Source organism: Streptomyces sp. NBC_01410 (assembly GCF_045040195.1).
Classification (GTDB): Bacteria; Actinomycetota; Actinomycetes; order Streptomycetales; family Streptomycetaceae; genus Streptomyces.
In genome coordinates, this window is the sequence record NZ_CP109530.1 from 1,158,964 (window position 1) to 1,181,098 (window position 22,135).

Below are 22,135 nucleotides of genomic sequence, written 5' to 3' on the forward strand. Positions count from 1 at the left end.
GGGGGCGGGTGAGGGTATGGGCACGTTCGACGGGTCGGCTGGGTCCACCACGGCGGACGGCCGTGCGTTGTTCGCGGCGGTACGGTCCGTGCTCACCCGTATCGACGCCCATGCGGCCCGGGCGCAGGGACGGCCTGGCCGGGGACAGAGCGCCACGACGGGTGCGGCGGATGCGGCGGATGCGGCGGATGAGCCCGGACGGCAGGGAAGCGACCCGGGCGCCGCGACCCTTCCGCGGAGCGAACTCGCAGCCGGAGACAGCACCTCCGCTGCCGCGGCCGGAGGCGAACCGACAGCCCAGGGCCTTCTCGCAGCCGCCCCCGGCGTGCGCGGGCCTGCCACGCTCGACTCGCTCGTCGCCTGCTTCGGGCTCAGCCCCTTCGAGCGTGACGTCGTCCTGCTGGCCGCCGCCGCGGAGCTCGACCCCACGACCGGTGGACGGTGTGCGGCCGCGAGCGGGGACCCCGAGCGCGCCCACCCCACCTTCTCGCTCGCCCTGGCCGCGCTCGACGGCGCCCACTGGAGCGCGCTGACCCCCGTCGCCCCGCTGCGCCGCTGGCGGCTCGTCGAGCTGGACGACGAGACCCGGCTGACGACCTCCCGGCTGCGGCTGGACGAGCGCATCCTGCACTTCCTCGTCGGCTCGCCCTATCTGGACTCCCGGTTGCACGGACTGCTGCGCCGTGCGCCCGTACCGGAGTCCCTGCCCGCCTCGTACGATCTGGCCGCGAGTCAGGTCGCCACGGGCTGGGCGGGAGCCGGAGCGCATGCTCCGCTGCGGGTCGAGCTGGTCGGCGGCGATCTGCGGACCCGTGCCGACATCGCCGCTGCGGCGGCCCGCCGTTCGGGGCTGGGGCTGTATGCGATGGCCGCCGACGACATGCCCACCGATCCGGCCGAGCGCGACCGCCTGGCGCGGCTGTGGCAGCGCGAGGCGATCATGCTGCCTGCCGCCCTGCTCGTCGAGGTCGGCGAACTCGACCGCGACCAGGCCGCGGCGACGGACGCGTTCATCGAGAGCGCGGCCGTTCCGCTCGTCGTCTCCAGCCTCGATCCCCGGCAGACTGCCCGGCCGCGCGGCGAGCGCGTGTCCGTGCCCCCGCTGGACAGCGATGAGCAACTGGGCGTGTGGGCCGACGCGTTCGCGGACGTACCGGAGGTGAGCGAGGAGGATCTGCGGGATCTCGTCGAGCAGTTCTCGCTTCCGCCGCATCTGATCCGGTCAGCCGGCGCGGCCGTCGTACGGGATCTGCCGGGCGAGGACGAACTGGACGCCACCGCTCTTGCCTGGCGGGCCGGGCTCACCGAGGCCCGGATGGGCATGGACGAGCTGGGCCGGCGGATCGAGCCGCAGGCGGCGTGGGGCGATCTGGTGCTGGCCGAGCGGCAGTTGCGGATTCTGCGCGAGATCGTCGCGCATGTGCGTCAGCGCTCGACCGTGTACCAGGAGTGGGGCTTCGCCGAGACGCTGCGCCGGGGGCTCGGCGTCACCGCGCTCTTCGCGGGCGGTTCCGGCACCGGAAAGACCCTGGCCGCCGAGGTCATGGCCAAGGAGCTGGGCCTGGACCTGTTCATCATCGATCTCTCGCAGGTCGTGAGCAAGTACATCGGCGAGACCGAGAAGAACCTCCGCAAGGTCTTCGACGCGGCCGAACGCGGCGGCGCGCTGCTGCTGTTCGACGAGGCCGACGCGCTGTTCGGCAAGCGCAGCGAGGTCAAGGACAGCCATGACCGATACGCCAACCTCGAGGTCAGCTATCTGCTGATGCGGATGGAGGCGTACCGGGGGCTCGCGATCCTGACCACGAACATGAAGCAGGCGCTGGACACGGCGTTCATGCGCCGTATCCGCTTCGTCGTCGACTTCCCCTTCCCCGGTGAGAGCGAGCGCGCCGAGATCTGGCGGCGGGTGCTGCCCGCGCGGGCCCCGATGAAGGGCATCGATCCCGAGCAGCTCGCCCGGCTGACCGTGGCGGGCGGCTCGATCCGCAATATCGCGCTGTCGGGCGCCTTCCTCGCGGCGGAGGAGGGCGACCGGCTCCAGATGCGTCACATGCTGGAGGCGGCGCGTACCGAATACCTCAAGCTGGACCGCTCCTTGACGCCCTCGGAGGTCCACGGATGGGTCTGAACGAGGCACCGCGCGAGGCATCGCGCCTTCCGGAGCGCATGATCCGCGTGGACATCGGCGAGCTGGTGCTCGACGGGTTCGAGCGGCTGGACCCCGACCGGGTGTCGGCCGCCTTCCAGGCGGAGCTGGCCCGGCTCGTACGGGAGCGGGGCGTGCCGGTGGCCGCCGACGGCGGCCGGGCGCTCGACGGACTGTCCGGGCTGCCGCCGCTGCCCGCGACCACCTCGCCGGGGCGACTGGGCGAGGCACTGGCGCGTGCCGTGCACGCGGGACTTTCGGGGCGGGGTGAGCCGCGATGAGTACGTCACATGCCCAGGACGCGCAGACGGCCCAGGCCGAACGGCGGCGCAAGCGCAAGGAGCGCGCCAAGTCCCGTACGCCGGAGCCGAAGAACATCGTCAGCGGGGCTGGACAGCCGCTCGACCTGAGCGTACGGCGGGAGCTGGAGGAGCAGCTCGGCCACGACTTCAGCCGGGTACGCCTGCACACCGACCGGGACGCGGGCACGCTCACCGAGCTGCTGGGCGCGGACGCGGTCGCGGTCGGCCAGGACATCTTCGTCCGCGAGGGCGCCTACCGCCCCGGCACGGCGGACGGGCAGCGGCTGCTCGCCCATGAGCTGCTGCACACGGTGCAGAACCCGGACGGGCTGGGCGCGTTGCGCGCGGGCCGCGACCTGGGTGCGGTGAGCCTGCCGCAGCAGGCGATGGAGCGCGAGGCGGAGTCGGCGGCGCAGGCTCTCGTACGGGACGAGGAGCAAGCCCCCCAGGTGGAGCCGGAGCCGTCGACGCCCGGCTGGCTGCGGTACGCCACGGTCGACGCCGACCGCTCCCGTATGGAACAGCTGGATCCGGCAACGCTCGTGGACCGTCTTGCGAACGGCGTGCTGCGCTCGCTGCGCGGCGACCCGGCGGACCTGTCGGGACGCGTACGCCTCCAACTGGGCCGGATGTCCCCGCAGTTGCAGGACTCGGTGCTGGACCGGCTGGAAGTGCGGCTGCTCTCCAACGAGTACGACCGGCTCCTCGACCTCGCCGAGGACTCCGAGACCGGGCCCGTCGACCTCCAGCCCGCCGAGGTGCCCGAACCGGAGACGGACCTCTTCGAGCTCCTGGGTGTCGAGCGCACCCAGTGGAAGCGGCAGGAAGAGGGCGGGCGTAGCTCGAAGGACAAGCGGGCCGAGGACTCCCGCGAGGAGCAGAAGGACGCCAAGGCGCGGGACGAGAAGCGCGGCGGCGACCAGAGCAGGGCGCGCTCCGACACGGCGGCCGAGGACCAGGAGGCCGCCCAGCGCAAGGACCAGGAGGACGAACGCGCCCAGTCCCGACAGCAGGCCGCGCAGGAGCAGCGGCAGGAAGAGGAGAAGCAGGGCCAGGACCGTCAGCGGGTCGACGAGGCCGCAGACGAACGGGCCCAGGGACGGGCGGACGGCTCCGAGCAGGCCAAAGAGGAGCGCAAGGAGCAGCGGGACCGGGAGGAGCAGGACCCGGAGCAGGCGAACGCCCCCGGCGCTGACAAGCGCAAGCGCAAGGACGACGCGAAGAAGCCGGCAGACGGCTCGAAGCAGGAGAACCTCGACCCGAAGGCGAAGGGCCAGCCCGGACCCGTACGCCCGGAGAAGGTGGACGAGCGGGCGGAGCAGCGGGACAGCGCGCTGTCCGAGCACGGCCTGCACGAGAAGGACGAGGACGAGGGCGAGCCGCGCGAGGAGGAGAAGCCGCTCGGGCTCGAGGCGGGCGCGGACCGGGAGATCGGCGGCGAGCAGGGCGATGACCGGGGCGGTGCCGCCAAGAGTGAGCCGGAGCTGAAGCCCGAGGACTATCTGCCCGACACCGACCTGGACCTTTCCTCCGTACCGACCGCCGACCACATGACACCTGGTGCCGCGGAGCCGTCCGTCCCCACGTTCCCGACACCGCCGCCGACCAAGGCGGAACGGGTCGAGCAGCAGCGGGAGAACGAGGCCAACGAGGAGGACGAGGAGTCCGCCGGGCCCGAGGCGAAGGCGCCGGGCGAGGACGTGGGTCCGGTCGAGGGCGAGGCGCCGAAGCCCGAGGGCGGGCCCGCGGCCGAGGCTCAGGACCGCAGCGCGAAGGACCTGCAACCGGAGAAGCCGACCGATCAGGAGGTCGGCCCCGACCCGGAGACCACCGAGAAGGACCAGCAGGAGCCCGAGGCCGAGAAGCAGGACCCCGCGCAGCAGCAGGACCAGGAGGACAGGGGCGAGGACTCCGGCGAAGGCGAGGAGCGGCCGGACGCCAAGGATGCGCAGGACGAGCAGCAGGAGCTGAAGGAGCGCGGGCAACAGGAACAGCGGAGCGAACAGGGGCAGCCCCAGGGGGCTGCCGGGGACAAGTCTGCTGTCGCGTCTTCGGCGCCGGATACGTCACCCGGCCCTGCGGCGATGCGGCCTGCAGGTGCGCAGACTCAGAAGGCTCCCGCCGAGGACCGTAACCCCTCCCCCGCCGCACGGCGCGACGCCGAGCCGCCCAAGTCCGAGCGGGAAGCGGCCGGACCCAAGAGCCGGATCCCCAAGGAAGCAGGCCCCGGTGCGGCTCCCCGTGGGACGGTCGGCGGCGGCGAGCAGGCCGGTCCAACGCCCGCGGCGGGACCGGGCGCGGCCCCGTCCGCGGCGCAGGCGGCGGTCAGCCCCGCGGGCGAACAGACCGACAGCCCCGGCAGGATGGGCGCGCCCGCACCGGAAGGTGCCCAGGCTGCTCCGGAGGCGTCGCTGGAGAAGGACGGCGGCGGCTGCGCCCCGCCGGAGCCCGCGGCGGAGAAGGAGGAGGGCGGCGGCAGTTGCGGTGGAGGCGGCGGTGGGGCCGGTCCCGAGGAGAAGCAGGAGGAGCCGCCGGACGTCTCGGGCCAGGACCCGAAGGCCGCCATCGGTACGGTCAGCAAGCTGGCGCCGGACCAGGCGGCTGCCGCCATGCCTGGTGTGGACGCCGCGGCGGACAAGAAGGTCGGCGAGGAGCAGCGGCGGCTGGACGCCAACCCGCCGAGGCGGGAACGTCCTTCGGGCGCGCCGCAGACTCAGTCGGGCCCGCCCGAGGCGGCCCCTCCGGCCGACCAGGTGACGGGCCAGGTCGAGAAGCTCGGGCCCGAGGATCGCATCGAGAAGCAGAAGGCGAAGGGCAGCGAGAAGGCGGAGGGCGCGAGGCCCACCGACAACACTCCCCCGCCGCCGCCACCCGTGGCGGACAAGCTGACCGCGGAAGAGGCCAAGAACGTCGACGCCGCGGCCGACGCGGTCCCGACCGTCGACCCGGAACTGCAGAACAAGACGGTCGGCCCCGCCCCCAAGATCAGGCTTGAGGGCGAGAGCGACCCGAAGCGCACGGACGACCAGGCCAAGGCGCTCAAGGAGAAGCAGTCCGACATCCAGAGCACCGGCCGCGAGGACGCGGCCAAGCCGATGGGCGAGGACCAGATCTTCCCCGACGCGCCTAAGGAGCAGCTGGTCGGCGAGGCCACGGGCGGTCGACGGCGGGGCGGCGGAGGCGATCTGAAGGCCGGGTCCGCGCCCAAGCCCGGCGTCGGTGCGGTCGCCAAGCAGGAGCGCGGCAGCGAGATCCAGGGAGCCGCGGGCCAGGCCCAGGGCGACCTCGTCGCCAAGGAGAAGGAACAGCAGCAGGGCGAGCAGCAGGCCAAGCAGGAGAAGCAGACCGAGATCGACCGCGAGGTCGCCCAGAACGCCGAGAAGCAGACGGCCGAGCGCGGCCGAGCGGCTGAGGGTGCCCAGCGCGAGCGCGAGAACTGGCGCACCGAGCAGGACCAGAAGATCGAGGACGCGGACAAGAAGTCCGAGAAGGAACACACCGAGAAAAACAAGGAAATCGTCAAGGCCCGCGACGACAAGGACAAGGAGGTCAGCGACCGGAAGGACAAGGACAACGCGCAGATCGACACGGAGCGCGAGAAGGCGGAGAAGGAGGCCGAGAAGAAGAAGGAGGAGGAGAAGCCCTCTGGAGGCTTCTTCGGCTGGGTCGCCGACAAGGTGAAGAGCGCCTTCAACGCGATCCTCGACGCGGTCACCAAGGTCTTCGACGCGGCGCGCAAGCTCGTCAACGGCATCATCGACACGTTCAAGGAGTGGGCCAACAAGGCCATCGACTTCGTACGTGACCTCGCCATCAGCGCGATCAATGTGCTGGCGGACGCGCTGATCGCCATCGGGGACGTGCTGCTCGCGGCCTTCCCCGAGCTGCGGGACAAGTTCCGCAAGGCGATCGAGGGCCTGCGCGACAAGGCGATCGCGGGGGTCAACGCGCTGGCGGACGGCCTGAAGAAGGCGGTCAACGCGCTGCTCGACGCGCTGGCGGCGGGCCTGAACGCGCTGCTCGACGTCCTTGAGGCGGGCATCAAGGCCGTCATCAAGATCTACCAGGCGGTCATCCTCGGCGCCATCAAGTTCGCCCAGGCTGCGATCGAGGCGCTGGGCAAGTTCGCCGCGCTGGTGGCGGACATCGCCCCGGACCCGGGTGGCTGGATCAGCAAGGCGGGAAGCTCGGCGAAGTCCGGTATCCAGGACCACCTCTGGGGCGCGATCAAGACCGGCGTGAAGCGGTGGTTCGACACGAAGGTCGAGGGCATCCTCGGCCTGGGCAAGGCCGTCATCAATGTCCTGGTGAAGGGCTGCGTCTCGATCAAGCAGATCGGGAAGATGGCGTGGGACGCGATCATTGCGTCGCTGCCGATGATGATCGCGTCGCTCGTGATCGAGAAGGTCGTCTCGATGCTGGTGCCGGCGGCGGGGGCGATCCTCACGATCGTCCAGGGCTTGATGGCGGCATGGCAGAGCCTGAGCTCGATCCTGAACGCCTTCAGCAAGTTCTGGGCGTACTTGAAGGCGGTGAAGGCAGGCCCGGCGGCGTGCCTGTTCGCGGAGGCGGTCGCTGCGGGGATCGTGGCGCTGCTCGACTTCATCGCCAACTTCCTGATGATCCGCCTGTCTTCGGCGACGAAGGGCGTCGGCAAGCGCCTCAAGGCGATGGCCGAGAAGATCATGAAGGGCCTCAAGAAGACGGGCAAGGGCGCGAAGAAGGCGGCCGGCGAGGCGGTCAACAAGGCGCGGGGCGCGATCCGGAACGCCAAGCAGACCCTGCGCAAGCCGGCCGTGTCCCCCAAGCCGAAGGCGAAGCCTTCCCCTAACCCGAAGGCCCCGCCGAAACCGAAGGACACGGCGACACCGAAGTCTCCTGCGAAGCCGGAGCCAACACCGGCGAAGCCGAAGGACACGACACCGGGCCCGTCGAAGGACAAGACCCTGGGCGGCCAGAAGGACAGCACCCCCCAGACTCCCAAGAAGAAGAGGGAAATCGAGGGACCCAAGCCGACCAGGCCCCAGAAGCCGAAGTCTCCGCTGGGCAACGCCCTGGGCAAGGCGAAGAAAGCGGTCAAGTCGGCATTGACGAAGGTCCGCAACGCGGCGAAGACGCTGGGCAAGAAGCTCAAGAAGAGCAAGCCGGGCAAGGCGCTCAAGAACAGCGCGTCGAAGCTGCGCAACGTCTTCAAGAAGAAGCGCGACCAGCTGCGTGACAACAAGAAGAACCAGCAGGACCAGAAGCGGCAGAACCAGGACAAGCAGACGAAGGACGAGAAGTCCAAGGAGTCCAAGGAGGCACGCCTCCAGAAGATCGTGGCCAGGATCAAGCCCCGTCTCACGTCTCTCCTCGGCAAGGGCGTACGCGATGGTGTGTTCCGCGGCCTCCTGACCGGAATGCGGATGTGGTACCGGCTCAGCGGGCTCTCTCGTGCCGGCGGAACCTCGTTCGATGTCGACGCCGTCTTGAACCCCCGGCTTCCGGCCGTCGAACAGGGCCGCGAACTGCGGGATTCGGACCTTGACGCGCGGGTCATGGACTACATCAGGCAGGCCTTGGAGGAGGGCAAGGGCGGGAACAACCTGCTTGACGTCTATCAAAAGATGGAGGGCGATGCCGAGTTCAAGAAGAGGAGCACCCCGGAAGGCACTGAGACCAACTACACCGTGGGCACCAACCAGTCCCTCGACTTCACACGAACGAAGGGACCGCAGAGCGACAAATCGGGCCTGATCACCGTTGACCGACACCCCGATGAACCCAATCTTGGGGATTTCGGTCCGTACTCCAACATGGCGCGGGAGGCCAATGACCAGGGGATGGGGAGCGTCCTCGGCAGTCACGGCATGAAGATCCTCAGCAACGAGGATTCCCTGGAAAGCTTCTCGGGACGACGCCAGCTGCCGGCCCAGGTGGCCCTCACGAGGTCCCTGGCCGAGGGACTCCGTACGGATGGATACATGCTGGCCGTCGCTCCTGCCGAGCTACGCCTCATTGAGCTGGGACAGCGTTCGCCTGATGATGTGCTCCGCAATGGCGCCTTGACTCAGACCGGCGCGAACCGACTGACCAGCCCGATTCGGGGCTTCCTGTCCCGCACCGGAAACGCGATACGGAAGCTGGCCAAGCTTCGAAACGGTCAGACCGTCAAGCGCAACAAGAAGCCTCTGACATCGCAAGATCTGATCGCCGATCTCAAGAAGGAGGACGCAAGACTCAAGACGGCCAATAACAGCGAGCACCGTAACAGGGCATGGCTGGCCAGGAAGCCCAAGGTCACCGGAGTCGATGACAACGGAAAGAAAACCTGGGACGTAAAGAAGAATGACATCACCGACGATGAGATCGCGGAGCAGAAGCGGAAAGGTGGCTCCTCGGAGGGTGAATTGCGGAAAATGCGTGACACGATCGTCGACCTCCTCCTGGCAGAGGGCATTCTGACCACCGAGCAATACAAGAACAAGCGAGTGGAAGAGCTCGTAGAAGGAGTGGACGAGCTGTTCGGCGACCGAGATTGGCTGTTCAACGTCTATGGCCTCAAGAAGTGATCCAGGCAAGGAAAGCAGAATGTCGGACAATCCCGCGTCATACACTTCTCGCCGTCTGATCCTGAAGGACTGGGGCAGCGAGGAAGAAGTCATGCAATTCGGTGCCGAGGGAAATTGGGAGGCAGTGCAGGATCAATCTTTCGACATTCCTGAGGGGATCGTTCGCAATGTAATGTGGCAAGTTACCCCTGATATCGTTCTGCAGTATGCAGTCGACAGCCGGTCGGAGTGCTCTGTTTTTGTCCTCATCGGTTCGCCCGAGGATTCCGTGCAACGGCTTCAGGAGTCGATCGAACGCAATGTGCATCCATGGACACTTAACGAACTCATTACAGCGGTAGACCGAGCAGAAGACAGAGAAGCCCTGTACCGAGCTGTCCTGCGGGCCGGCGTCGGGGCACCGAGGGAATTCCACAGGAAATTCTTCAAACGCATCAAGAAGGCCATCCTCAACGGCGACTCCCGAATTCGATCGGCCGGGATCTGGGCCACTGCTTATTCCCGCTGGCCGGAGTTCGTCCCCTTGCTCACGGATGTCTCCCAACAGGATCCCCTCGAATCGTTGCAGCGAGATGCGCGGATCATCCTCAACCACTACGCAGAGTAGGAAGCCGCATGACCCGCTACGCGGACATACCCAAGCCCATCCGCTCCGGCATCGTCGTCGTCGACCCCGAGCGCGGAACCCCCCAACGCATCATCGTCCTCCAGTTCAACCCCGACACCCTCGAACGTTCCCTCGCCCCCCAATCCGCCGGCGGAAGCGGTGACGCCGGCGGAGGCGGAAGCGGAGGGGATCGCAACGAGGCCCTCCGGCTCAAGGGGCCAGCTGAGGAGACGTGGAAGTTCACCGCCGAGATCGATGCCACCGATCAGTTCGAGGTCGCCGCGCCCGACGGGATCCATCCGCAGCTCGCGACGCTGGAGATGCTCGTGCATCCCACCAGCGCACAGCTCCGCGAAGCCTCCCGCCGGACCCAGAAGGGCACCATTGAGATCAGCCCGATCGAGATGCCTCTCACCCTCTTCACCTGGGGGAGCAAGCGCGTCATGCCCGTGCGGCTCACCGAACTGTCCATCAACGAGTCGGCGTTCGACGTCAATCTCAATCCGATCAGGGCGAGCCTCGGCATCGGCATGAAGGTGCTCAGCGTGAGCGATCTGCCTGCCGGGCACCGCGGGGCCGACCTGTATCTCGCACATCTGGCGCAGAAGGAACGGCTCGCCGGCGCCGCGCGCAGCGGGCGGCTGGCCGAGCTCGGGCTTGGACGGGGGCTGTAGGACGTGATTGATCCTTATGAGAGTGCGCTGGACGCGATCCCGGGGGCACACCCGTACCCCCGCACCAGCCGGTACCACGACGCGGAGATCGGCGTGCACCGCCTCGCGGACGGCACCGAAGTGCGGTACACCAAGCGGCGTTTGCTGCCTCCGCTCAGCGAGGCCGCCGGCGAGACCGCCCCGCACACCGTCAGCAGTGGGGAGCGGCCAGATCATCTCGGGCAGCGCTACTTCGGCGACCCCGGGCAGTGGTGGCAGATCGCGGACGCCAATCCCGTGCTCGACCCCCAGGAGCTGACCGCCGAGCCGGGGCGGACGATCGACATTCCTCTGCCGGGTGGGTTCCATGGCTGACGAGCCCATCGGGAGCGGGCCCGTCCATCTCACCCTGCACATGGGGCCCAAGCTCACCCGACCGGTGCCGGCCGAGGTGGCCGAGGCTCTGTTGTCCGCGCAGATCACCATGACCGCGGGGGAACGGAGCGGGTTCCAGCTCGCCTTCGATCTGACCAAACGGGGACTGATCACTCAGCGGCTGCTGCCCGAGGGCTACTTCGATCCGAAGACCAGGGTGATCGTCACGACGTCCGTCAAGGGCACGTCGACGGTGATCCTGGACGGGCTGATCGTGCGGCAGGAAGTGGGCGCCAGCAATCAGCCTGGGCAGACCACACTCACCGTCACCGGTGAGGATCTGACCCTGCTGATGGATCTGGAGGAGCGGACGGACCGGTATCCGAATCTCGGCCCCGCACAGCGCGTTGAGCGAATTCTGCGGAGGTACGCGGACTACGGAATCGATCCCTGGATCATCCGCGAGCAGATCCATCAGCCGCCTCGCGAGCAGCTGCGCGTCGACTACCAGACGGGCACGGATCTGCAGTATCTGAACGAGCTGGCCCGCGCCAACGGATACACCTTCTATCTGGAGCCGGGTCCGGGTATCGGCCGGTCCGTCGCCTTCTGGGGGCCCGAGCAGCGACTCGGTCAGCGCCAGCACGCGCTGAACGTCAACATGGACAACAACTCCACCGTCGACCAGCTGACTTTCGCCTACGACGGCACGGCCAGGGAAGAGCCCCAGGCCCGCGTCCAGGACCCGCGCACCCGCGACGTGCGGCTGCTGGCGCAGCCCGACATCAGCCCGCTGCGCCCTCCGCTCGGCCTACGCGCCTCGCCCGCCCTCAAGCGCAAGACCCTTTCCGGTACGGCGAAGAAGGAGCTGGGGCAGGCCGAGGCCGAGACCCTCGCCAGGGCCGCGACGTCCGCGGACGCGATTTCCGGGTCGGGGTCGCTGGATGTCAACCGGCACGGATACGTCCTGCGGCCACGGGAGTTGGTGGGGGTTCGCGGCTCGGGCGTGACGTACGACGGCGACTACTACGTCAAGAGCGTGACGCACAACCTCAGGCCCGGCTCGTATCAGCAGAACTTCACGCTCTCACGTGAAGGACTGATCGCCCGCAGCAGCACCGTACGACCGTAAAGACCAGGAGAACTTCGCATGGCTGCAGGACCGAACAACCGGTTTCTCGGCAAGTTCCGGGGGCGGGTGATCGACAACAGGGATCCGCTCAAGCTCGGCCGGATCACGGCCCAGGTGCCGGATGTGCTCGGCGACGAGGCCTCCACCTGGGCGCTGCCCTGTCTGCCGTTCACCGGACGGCAGGCGGGTCAGTATGTCGTGCCCGAGATCGGCGCCGGTGTGTGGATGGAGTTCGAGCAGGGTGATCCCAGCTTCCCCATCTGGACGGGGAGTTGGTACGGCGACGCCGCCGAGCTGCCGCCGAGGGCGAGCGCCGAGCTGCCCGGCTCTCAGCCGGTGGTCATCCAGACGCCGGGCGCTCACAAGCTGGTGATGTCGGACGTGCCCGGCGGTACGGGGATTCTCCTTGAGGCCAAGGGCGGCGCGTACATCCAGATCGACGAGAAGGGCGTGACGATCGGCAACGGCAAGGGGGCGTCGATCGTGCTGATCGGCGACGAGGTCAACATCAACGAGGGCCGGCTGATCGTGCCGAAGAAGCGATGAGCACAAGGACCAAGGGAACGGGGAGTTACGTGTTGTCGGGGAATCTCGTGAACGGCGGCAGCGTGATCAGCTGCCCGCACGGCGGCCGGGTCGTGCCCGCCTCCGCCCCGTCGTCCGGCGTCCGGATCGACGGCCATCAAGTGCCCACCGCCGCCGACGTCTTCATCGTCAGCGGCTGCCGCCACACGGTCGACGGCGTGCCGCATCCGTGCGCCACCGTCCGCTGGACGCCGCACCGCGACAGCGTGCTCATCGACGCCTCACCCGTGCTGCTGGACAGCACATCCGCGCTCTGCTTCAGCGCCGCGCTGGTGCCGCAGGGCCCGCCGGTGGTCGCCGCGTCGGCGCGGGGGGTGTCGTCGCGATGAGGAGCGATATCGCCTTCCCCTTCCGTACGGACCGGCGGGGACGCACCGCGCACGCGGCGTACGACGAGCATGTGCGCGATCTGATCGAGCAGTTGCTGTTCACCAGTCCCGGCGAGCGCGTGATGCGACCCGACTTCGGCTGTGGGCTGCTCGACCTGGTCTTCACACCCAACAGCCCCGAACTGGCCTCCGCGCTTGAGCTGTCGGTGCAGGCCTCCCTGCAGCGCTGGCTCGGCGAACTGATCGAGGTGGAGGCCCTGGACGTGGTGAGCGAGGAGAACGTGGTCAGGGTGTATCTGCGCTACGTGGTGCGCTCCACCGCGAGCCGGCGCGACGACGTGTTCGAGGGGAGCGGCCCGGCATGAGCGGTACGAGCAAGGAGTTGGTCTGCCGTACGGACGGCAGGCGCGCCAAGGTACGGGCCGCGCAGCTCGGCGGTGTGGACGCCGTCGAGGTCGGTGACGACGGGCTGACGCTCACCGTCACCTTCCTCGGCAAGGCGCCCGACGGGCTGTGCCCTGAGAACATCCGCATCGACGGCGGGCGCCGGATCACCGGCATCGAGGCCGTCGAGGTGTCCGTCGAGCGCGAGGAGGACCCGGAGCTCGACGACCGGCTGTGCGTCATGCTGGACCGCACCGGCGACACGTCCCGGTACACGCTCTCCGTCGTGGACACCGATCCGTACGGACGGCCCGGCACCGAGCCCTTTCCCGGCTTCGACCAGCGCTATTTCTCCGCCGGGTTCGACTTCCGTCCTGACTGCCCGGCCCCCTTCGACTGCAAGGACGAGCAGCCCGACTGCCCGCCCGCCTTCCCCGCCGCGCCGGTCATCGACTACACCGCGCGCGACTACGACACGATCCGCCGCCTGATCCTGGACCGGCTGGCGCTGACCACGCCGGACTGGGTGGAGCGCAACGCCGCCGACCTCGGCACGACGCTGGTCGAGCTGCTCGCCCACACCGCCGACCGGATCAGCTATCAGCAGGACGCGGTGGCGACGGAGGCGTATCTCGACACGGCCCGCCGCCGCGTCTCCGTACGCCGTCATGTGCGGCTCATCGACTACCCGATGCACGACGGCGTCAACGCACGCGCTTTCGTCGCGGTCGAGACCGCACGGCCGCTGACGCTGGGGCCCGGCACCTACCGCTTCGCGGCCGTCGACGTCCGCAGCCTGGGGCCGCGCGACAGGCCCGCGATCGGGACCGTCATCGACGACCGGGACCTGGCCGTGCTGGACGAGCGGGGATCGGTCGAGGTGTTCGAGCCGGTCGTCGCCGACGAGCCGCTGGCGCTGCGCCCCGAGCACAACACCATCCGGTTCTGGACCTGGGGCGACGAGGTGTGCTGGCTGCCCAAGGGCGCCACATCCGCGACGCTGCGGGACGCGTGGGCGGACGAGGGGTGCTCGGTCAGGTCGCTGGAGCTGGCTCCGGGCGATCTGCTGCTGATCGAGGAGGTACTGGGAGCAGTCTCCGGCACACCGGGCGACGCCGACCCCGCCCACCGTCAGGCCGTACGCCTCACCTCGGTCACACCGGTCGTGGACCGGCTGGCGGACCAGCCGGTCCTGGAAGTCACCTGGGCGCAGGAGGACGCGCCGGCCTTCCCCGTCTGTCTGTCGACGCGGGGCGACAGGGACTGCGAGCCGGTCGAGGATGTGAGTGTGGCGCGCGGGAATGTCGTGCTCGTCGACCATGGGCGCTCGCTGACGTTCTGCGGCGGGACGCCGGAGACGGTCACCGTGCCTCCCGCGCCCGCCGTCCTCGGTTCCTGCAATCCGTCCGGCTTCGGCTGCTGGGACCGCAAGGAGGGCAATGCCACGGCGGATCAGATCAACGCCCGTCTGGAGCAGACCCGTTGCGGTCGTCTCCTGACAGCTGATCAGATTCGGGAGCTGTTCACCGTCGTCGGCGAGGACGAGACCGCACGTGCGGGCCTCGGCCTGGAACTCGCGGGCCGCCGACGGGAGAAGGTCGTCCCCGGTACCGCCTACGAGCAGGCCGAGGCGCTTCAGACCCTGCTGGCTCAGGTCGTCTACCCCGGTATCCCGGCGCGCTTCCGGCCGGTGCTGCAGCGCTCCCCCGTGGTCCAGTCGGTGCCGTTCCCCGACCCGCGTCATGTCTCGGCGGGACAGTCCACCCGGCTGGCCGCCATCCCCGGACGCGTCCGGCAGCGGCTGGTGGAACTGTGGCGCAGCGCCCGCGACTGCGACGGACTCACGGAGCCCGAAATCGCCGAGCTGACGGTGCTGTTCGGCCTGCGGGTGCTGGAGCGTCTCGAGCTGCGCCGTCATCCGGTGCGCGCGCTGCGGGAGTTGCTGCACCGCAGCGAACGGCTGCTGGCCGCGAAGCTGCGTCGTCTGGACGTGCTGACGGCCCGGGCGCGGGCCGGTGCGGTGCTGGACGACTCCATCGCCTGGGAGATCACCCATACCTGGGGCGCCGAGTACGCGGCGGGGATCGATCCGGACGAGCCGGTGCTGCGGGGCCCCGCGGCCGCGCTCGTACAGGATCCGCGGGCCGCGCTGCCCGCTGTTTCGCTCGCGGACGGCGAGGAGTGGTGGACCGCGAAGCGGGATCTGCTCGACTCGGGTGCGCGCGAACGGTACTTCGTCAGTGAGCTGGAGGACGACGGCCGGATCGCGCTGCGGTTCGGGGACGGGCGCCACGGCTCCCGCCCGCAGCCGGGCGCGCGCCTGGAACTGCACTACCGGCTCGGCGGCGGCACCGCCGGCAATGTCGGCGCGGAGTCCATCAACCATCTGGTGCTGTGCCGTGATCCCGAGGACGCGGACGCCGGGGACCCGATGCCCGTCGCGGGCGTACGCAATCCCCTGCCCGCCGTCGGCGGCACGGAGCCCGAGCCGGTCGAGCAGGTGCGCCAGCTCGCCCCGCTCGACCTGAAGCGCACCCGCCTGCGAGCGGTCACTGCCGAGGACTATGCGGCACTGGCGTCGAAGCTGCCGGGCGTGCAGCGGGCGGCGGCCGAGATCCGCTGGACCGGCAGTGTGCAGGAGGCGCATGTCGCCGTCGACACGCTGGGCAACGGGGACGCGTCCCCGGAGCTGCTCGACTCGGTGGCGTACGCGCTGGAGAGCTACCGCCGGATCGGGCACGACCTGGTGGTGGGGCCCGCGCGGTCCGTGCCGCTGGACATCGAGCTCGCGGTGTGCGCGGCGCCCGGTCATCAGCACGGCCAGATTCTCTCCGAGCTGTACCGGCTCCTCGGCAACCGCCCGCTGACCGGCGGACGGCTCGGCTTCTTCCATCCCGACGCACTGACCTTCGGTGAACCGGTGCGGCTCAGCCGTCTGGTGGCGGCGGCCGCGGCGGTCCAGGGCGTGGAGAGCGTACGGGTGACCCAGTTGCGCCGGCTGTTCCACGAAGACCCACTCGATGACACCGCACTGGAGGCAGGCGTGCTGCGGCTCGGCCCGCTGGAGATCGCGCGTTGCGACAACGACCCCGACCGGCCCGAGCTGGGCCGGCTCTCTATCGAGCTCGGCGGAGGTGCGCGATGAGCGGCTCCTGCGGTTGCGGTTGCGGCGGTCACGACGAACGCCACGCGCCGAAGGTTCTGTACAACCCTCCGGGCCGCACGGCCCTGAACTACCGGGTCGGCGAGTACGGCTCGTTCCTGGCGGCCATGCGCGACCGGCTCGCCTCACCCGCCTATCCGGCGCTGCGCGGGCTGACCGTCCGCACCCCGGACGATCCGTCCATCGGGCTGCTCGACGCGTGGGCGGTGGTGGGCGATCTGCTCACCTTCCACTCCGAGCGCATCGCCGACGAGGGGTATCTGCGCACGGCCGACGAGCACCGTTCGCTGGCTCTGCTGGGGCGTCTTGTGGGGCACCGGCCGCGGCCGGGCATCGCCGCCGACACCCATCTCGCGTACACGCTGGACCGGGATCCGCGGGCCGAGGACGTGCCGGTGCTGATCCCGAGAGGCGCGCGCGCCAACAGCGTGCCCGGCACCTCCGACGAGGAGTCGCAGGCCTTTGAGACCAGCGAGGACCTCATCGCGCGCTGGGCGTGGAACGAACTTGCGGTGCGTCGGCGCAGGCCGGCGCTGCTCACCCCGGACGATCTGCGCAAGCGCCCGGAGATCTTCGTCTCCGGGACCGACACCTCCCTCCAGACCGGGGACAGACTGCTCTTCGTCTTCGGCGGGGACAAGGACACCCCCGGGCAGCGTCTGCTGCTTCCGGTGGCGCGTATCCGCATCGACCGGGACGACGAGGTCACGGCGGTCGGGCTGCCGCAGTCCGCCCCGCCCTCGCTGTCCGAGCTGGTGGCCGGGCTGCGCGAGTGGATCACCGAGGACGAGCGGGAGGTCGAGGAGGGTGAGCCCACCCCCGGCAACCCCAACCCGCGTCCCGTCAGCCGGATCATCGAGGCCTTCGACACTCAGGTGCTCGCGCCGCTGCGTGCGGATCTGGCCGGGATCAGGACGCCCGCGCAGTTCGCGGCGCGGCTCGTCGAGCCGCACGACCGGCTCGCTGAGGCGCAGGCGATAGCAGCGCCGTACGAGGAAGTGGCCGCCTGGTTCGAGCAGTTGGAAGCCGTGGTCGGCGAGCTGATGGAGCGGGCGGCCGATCTGGAGCCTTCTCGCGCCGACACTCCGGCGGCGGCTTCGGACTCACCGGCCATGCGGGCGCTCGGCGCCGTACTTCCCGCGCTGCGCACCCGCGTGGTGCGCCCGCCGTCGGGGGCGCGCACGCTCCCCCACGATCCTGGCCGGTACTTCGCGCCGGGCTCCGATCTGGGGGCCCAGCTGCTGTCGGCGCTCGATCCGCGGGTCGCCGACGGCATGTACGCGGCGTGGCGGCAGGCGGCGCCTGCCGCGCCCGCACTGCTGCGGGAGCTTCAGGCGATGCGGGTGACCGCCGCGCCGTTCGGGGCGACGGCGCCGCTCAAGCCCGTTCAGGACGAGCGCGGGCGGGTGATCCGGCAGACGGACTGGCCCGTGAGCGGCGGGGAACTCACCACGATGCGGATCGTGTACGACACGGCCGGACGGGTTCCGGTGCGCGCCGAGTTCCAGCACATCGAGACAGGGTCCTCCTGGCAGCGTTCGGAGAATCTGCCCACGGACACGAGCTTCGGTCTGGGGCCGGGCAGGGTCTCGCTGCAGACCCGGGTCGGCCAGGACCACGATCTGAGCTGGCTGACCAGGCGCCCCGCGGACTCCCAGGAGCCCGGTGTGACGGCCGAGTTCTCCCAAGGGCTGCCGGAGCGGACGCTGTTCGTGTCGAGGCCCGCCGAGGACGGGCGGGTGCATGTGGCCGTGCAGAACGGCCAGCCGCTCAACTGGCTGCTGTCGCCGGGTGACCACAAGCAGGTCACCCACGGCGGTGTGGAGGTGACCGCGCGGTACACCGTCGGCAGTGAGCCCGCGAATGTCGAGATCGGCATCGCTACCGTGCCGGAGCAGGCAAACCGTCATGTGCTTCCGCTCGACTCCGTACACGACGGGATCACCGTCGGCAGCTGGGTCGCGGTCGAGCGTCCCCGCAAGGGCTCCGGGGAACCCGACGGCATCCCCGGCGACAAGAAGCTCGCGTTCGTGACCACCCGTGTCACCGCCGTACGCACGGCCGTGTACACCAACTACGGGATCACCGGCCGCGGCACCGAGCTGACGCTCGCCGATCCGTGGCTGGACGAGCACGACGTCCTGCTCTCGGCGATCCGGGACGCGACCGTGCACGCGGGCGGCGAGGCGCTGCGTCCCGCCGACGAGCCGCTGGGCGAGGACGTTCACGGCAATGAGCTCGAACTGGCCGAGCTGCACGACGGGTTGAGGCCGGGCCGTCATCTGGTGGTCTCGGGCGAGCGCACCGACATCCCCGGCACGGCAGGGGTCCGCGGCACCGAACTGGTGGTGATCGCGGCGGTGGAGCAGCAGCTCGACCCGCACCTGCCCGGCGATCACGTCCATACGAAGCTGACGCTCACCACGGATCTGGCCTACCGCTACCGCCGTGACACGGTGCGCGTCCAGGGCAATGTGGTGCCCGCGACGCACGGCGAGAGCCGTGACGAGCCGATCGGCAGCGGCGACGCCGACCGGGCCAACCAGACGTTCACACTGTGGCAGTCGCCCCTGACCTGGCTGCCTGCCGACAATCCTCTGGGCGCGACGCCCACCCTTGAGGTGCGCGTCGACGGACTGCTGTGGCACGAGGTGGACAGTCTGGCGGGGCGCGGTCCGCGCGAGCGCGTGTATGTCTCGGGGACGGCCGGGGACGGGCGTACGACGGTGACCTTCGGCGACGGGGTACACGGCGCACGGCTGTCCACCGGGCACGAGAACGTCCGGGCCCGGTACCGCTTCGGCACCGGCAAAGCCGCCAACGTGCGGGCGGACCGCATCACTCAGGCGGTCTCCCGGCCGCTGGGCGTCAGTGCCGTCACCAACCCGCAGCCCGCCACGGGCGGCGCGGACGCGGACGGCCCTGGGCTGACCCGGCGCACGATCCCGCTGGCGGTCTCGGCGCTCGACCGGCTCTTGTCCGTCGAGGACTACGAGGACTTCGCACGCTCGCGTGCGGGCATCGGGCGGGCTGCGGCCCGCGAGATCTTCGACGGCCGGCGCCGGGTGCTGCATGTGACGGTCGCCGGAGTCGACGACATCGCGATCGCCGACGACTCGGAGGTGCTGCGTGCGCTGCGTTCCTCGCTGGCCGAGTACGGCGACTCGCGCCTGCCGGTCAGGGTGGACGTGCGCGAGCTGGTACTGCTGCTGCTCGCGGCGAAGGTGAAGGTCGCCCCCGACCACACCTGGAGCGTCGTCGAACCGCGGCTGCGGCGGGCGCTGCTGGCCCAATTCGGCAGCGGGCGGCGCGAGTTGGGCCGTCCCGCGCGCCTGTCCGAGGTGCTGGCGACCGCCCATTCGGTGCCCGGTGTCGACTACATGGACGTGGACGTCTTCACCGGAGTGCCGGCGTCCGTCACGCCCGACGAGCTGACGCGCCTCGCGGAACAGCTCGCTGAGCCCCGTACCGCTGTCGGCGCCCGGCTCGCCGCGTACGACGAAGCAGTGCACCGCGTCACCGCCGACAACGGCGAAACGCTCACCCAGGTCGCCGCCCGGCACGGCATCTCGCTCGCCGAACTGCTGCGGCTGAACCCGGACATCACTGATACCCGGCGGCTGGAGAAGGGCCGGGCCGTGTTCGTCTACCGCGGCATCCGGCCCGCACAGCTCGCCCTGCTCTCCCCGCATGTCGCGGACACGCTGATTCTGACGGAGGTCACCTCATGACCAGGGAACCGGACGGCCTCGCTGATCTGCTTCCGCAGTGGCACCGCCTGCGGGACGCCGAGGGCGGGGAGCCGCTGCGCGCCCTGCTCGCGGTGATCGCCGAGCAGGTCGACCGGGTGCGGGACGGGGTCGAGCAGGGCTACGAGGACTGGTTCGTGGAGACCGCGGCGCCCTGGGTGCTGCCGTATCTCGGCGATCTGGTGGGCTACTCCCCTCTGCCGGGCTACGAACGCGTGCAGGCGCAGGGTCTGGAGGGCGAGAGCGGGGACGATTCCCGCCTGCGGCTCGCCGAGGCCCTGGCGCCGCGCCGCGATGTGGCGGCCACGGTCGCCAACCGGCGCCGCAAGGGCACCCTCGCCCTCCTCGAGGAGCTGGCCGAGGACGTCGCCGGATGGCCTTCGCGGGCCGTGGAATTCTCCCGGCTCGTCTCCCACCAGCAGCCGGTGAAGCTGTACGGATCGGGCACCGAGGCCTCCAACGCGCGCCGCCGGGAACGCGGCAGGCTCGTGGACGTACGCGACGGTTCCGCCCTCGACCTGGCGGGCGGGCCGTTCGGCACGGTGGCGCAGTCGGTAAATGTGCGGCGGGCCGACTCGGCACGCAGGCAAGGCGGTTACTCCCCCGCCGGGGTGGGCCTCTTCGTGTGGCGGCTGAAGCCGTACCACGTGACCGGCGCGCCCGCGTACTGCATCGACCGGGCCCGCAACCTGTACACCTTCTCGATTCTGGGCAATGACAGTCCGCTGGTGACCAAGCCGGTCCCCGAGCCGTCGGCGACCCATGTCGCGACGATCGACAACGTGCCCGCAAACATCCGGCGCAGGCAGCTCGCCGACCGGCTCGCGGACTACTACGGGCCGGGCAAGAGCTTCACGATCTGGCGCGACGGCCAGGACGAGCCCGTGCCGCTCTCGGACATCGTGGTGGCGGACCTGACTCACTGGCGCTACCGGCCCAGGCGCGGCCAGGTGGCGGTCGATCCGGCGCTCGGCAGGATCGCGTTCGGTTCACGGTCCGCGCCGCGGCAGGGCGTCTGGGTCACCTACCACTACGCGTTCGCGGACGACACGGGCGGCGGCGAGTACCCGCGCGAGCGTGAGACGCCGACGGCGGCGAAGGTCTACCGGGTCGGCCCGGACCAGAGCTACCAGCGGATCATGGACGCGTACAACGACTGGCAGCGCGAACGGCGTTCCGGGCAGTGCGGCCCCGAAGGCATCATCGAGATCACGCACAGCGGCGCCTACCAGGAGCAGCTGGACTTCGATCTGGATCCGGGCGACCGTCTCGAGGTGCGCGCCGCCGAGGGCACCCGGCCGGTCATCCGGCTGCTCGACTGGTACAGCAACCGGCCCGACGCGCTCAACATCCGCGCCCGGGAGGACTGCGAGGGTGAGCCTCCGCGGATCGTGCTCGACGGTCTGCTGATCACCGGTCGCGGGCTCAATGTCACCGGCCCGGTGGGCGCGGTGGGACTGCGGCACTGCACGCTCGTGCCGGGCTGGTCGCTGGAGCCCGAGTGCCATCCGCACTCCCCCGAGGAACCCAGCCTGGTCCTGGACCGCACCACCGCGTGTGTGTCGATCGAGCGCAGCATCCTCGGCACCATCGAGGTCATCGGCGACGAGGTGAACCACGAGCCGCTGTCCATCCACATCCGGGACAGCGTCCTGGACGCCACCGGCCACGACCGGGCGGCGCTGTCCGCCCCGGACTGCCGCCACGCGCACGCCGTGCTCCACGCGCACCGCACCACCGTCATCGGTGAAGTCCACACCCATGCCGTGGAGATCGCCGAGAACAGCGTCTTCACCGGGCGGATGCAGGTGGCGCGGCGGGGCATCGGCTGTATGCGTTTCTCGTACGTGCCTGGCGGCTCACGCACTCCGCGCCGCCACCGCTGCCAGCCGGACCTGGTGGGCAGTCAGAACGCCCAGCTGGTACGCCCGCTGTTCACCAGTGAGCGCTATGGCACGCCCGCGTACGGGCAACTCGCCGCGGGCTGCGCGGAGGAGATCAAGCGGGGCGCCGAAGACGGTTCCGAGATGGGGGCCTTCCACGACCTGTACCAGCCCCAGCGCGAGGACAGCCTGCGGGCCCGGCTCGCCGAGTACACCCCGGCCGGTACCGACGCCGGGATCATCCCCGTCACCTGACACGACATCAACTGCCCA

At 70.0% G+C, this 22,135-nt stretch carries 13 protein-coding genes; all 13 read left to right on the forward strand.

The window, feature by feature from the left end; all coding sequences use genetic code 11:
• Positions 1 to 16 precede the first annotated feature (16 nt).
• From OG741_RS05415 to OG741_RS05475, 13 genes are read left to right on the forward strand one after another with little or no spacing between them, the layout of a single operon-like run.
• Positions 17 to 2,131, forward strand: coding sequence for an ATP-binding protein (locus tag OG741_RS05415; RefSeq protein WP_405595668.1), 2,115 nt, complete (start codon positions 17 to 19; stop codon positions 2,129 to 2,131).
• On the forward strand, positions 2,122 to 2,430 hold the full coding sequence (locus tag OG741_RS05420; protein ID WP_405595670.1) for a hypothetical protein: 309 nt from the start codon (positions 2,122 to 2,124) through the stop codon (positions 2,428 to 2,430). Before OG741_RS05415 ends, OG741_RS05420 begins: the two co-directional genes overlap by 10 nt.
• Positions 2,427 to 9,002, forward strand: a complete 6,576-nt coding sequence (locus OG741_RS05425; protein WP_405595672.1) for a DUF4157 domain-containing protein — start codon at positions 2,427 to 2,429, stop codon at positions 9,000 to 9,002. Before OG741_RS05420 ends, OG741_RS05425 begins: the two co-directional genes overlap by 4 nt.
• Before the next feature lie 19 nt (positions 9,003 to 9,021).
• The gene (locus OG741_RS05430; protein ID WP_405595674.1) at positions 9,022 to 9,609 is read left to right on the forward strand and encodes a hypothetical protein; all 588 of its coding nucleotides are present in this window, start codon (positions 9,022 to 9,024) and stop codon (positions 9,607 to 9,609) included.
• 8 nt (positions 9,610 to 9,617) lie between these two features.
• The gene (locus OG741_RS05435; protein WP_405595676.1) at positions 9,618 to 10,283 is read left to right on the forward strand and encodes a hypothetical protein; all 666 of its coding nucleotides are present in this window, start codon (positions 9,618 to 9,620) and stop codon (positions 10,281 to 10,283) included.
• Positions 10,284 to 10,286: 3 nt separating this feature from the next.
• The gene (locus OG741_RS05440; protein WP_266487773.1) at positions 10,287 to 10,637 is read left to right on the forward strand and encodes a hypothetical protein; all 351 of its coding nucleotides are present in this window, start codon (positions 10,287 to 10,289) and stop codon (positions 10,635 to 10,637) included.
• Complete coding sequence (locus OG741_RS05445) at positions 10,630 to 11,769, forward strand: hypothetical protein (RefSeq protein WP_389369154.1); 1,140 nt, start codon at positions 10,630 to 10,632, stop codon at positions 11,767 to 11,769. Before OG741_RS05440 ends, OG741_RS05445 begins: the two co-directional genes overlap by 8 nt.
• Positions 11,770 to 11,787: 18 nt before the next feature.
• The gene (locus tag OG741_RS05450) at positions 11,788 to 12,315 is read left to right on the forward strand and encodes a phage baseplate assembly protein V (RefSeq protein ID WP_405595679.1); all 528 of its coding nucleotides are present in this window, start codon (positions 11,788 to 11,790) and stop codon (positions 12,313 to 12,315) included.
• Complete coding sequence (locus OG741_RS05455) at positions 12,312 to 12,683, forward strand: hypothetical protein (protein ID WP_405595681.1); 372 nt, start codon at positions 12,312 to 12,314, stop codon at positions 12,681 to 12,683. Before OG741_RS05450 ends, OG741_RS05455 begins: the two co-directional genes overlap by 4 nt.
• Positions 12,680 to 13,048, forward strand: a complete 369-nt coding sequence (locus tag OG741_RS05460; protein ID WP_266487781.1) for a GPW/gp25 family protein — start codon at positions 12,680 to 12,682, stop codon at positions 13,046 to 13,048. The genes OG741_RS05455 and OG741_RS05460 overlap by 4 nt, the downstream gene beginning before the upstream one ends.
• Positions 13,045 to 16,212: a putative baseplate assembly protein gene (locus tag OG741_RS05465; protein WP_405595683.1), complete on the forward strand. Its 3,168-nt coding sequence runs from the start codon at positions 13,045 to 13,047 to the stop codon at positions 16,210 to 16,212. The genes OG741_RS05460 and OG741_RS05465 overlap by 4 nt, the downstream gene beginning before the upstream one ends.
• A complete protein-coding gene (locus OG741_RS05470) occupies positions 16,209 to 19,961 on the forward strand; it encodes a putative baseplate assembly protein (RefSeq protein ID WP_405595685.1) in 3,753 nt (1,250 codons plus the stop codon). The genes OG741_RS05465 and OG741_RS05470 overlap by 4 nt, the downstream gene beginning before the upstream one ends.
• Positions 19,958 to 22,117 carry a hypothetical protein gene (locus OG741_RS05475; protein ID WP_405595686.1) on the forward strand — a complete coding sequence of 720 codons (2,160 nt, stop codon included), beginning with the start codon at positions 19,958 to 19,960 and terminating at the stop codon, positions 22,115 to 22,117. Before OG741_RS05470 ends, OG741_RS05475 begins: the two co-directional genes overlap by 4 nt.
• Positions 22,118 to 22,135: the final 18 nt, after the last annotated feature.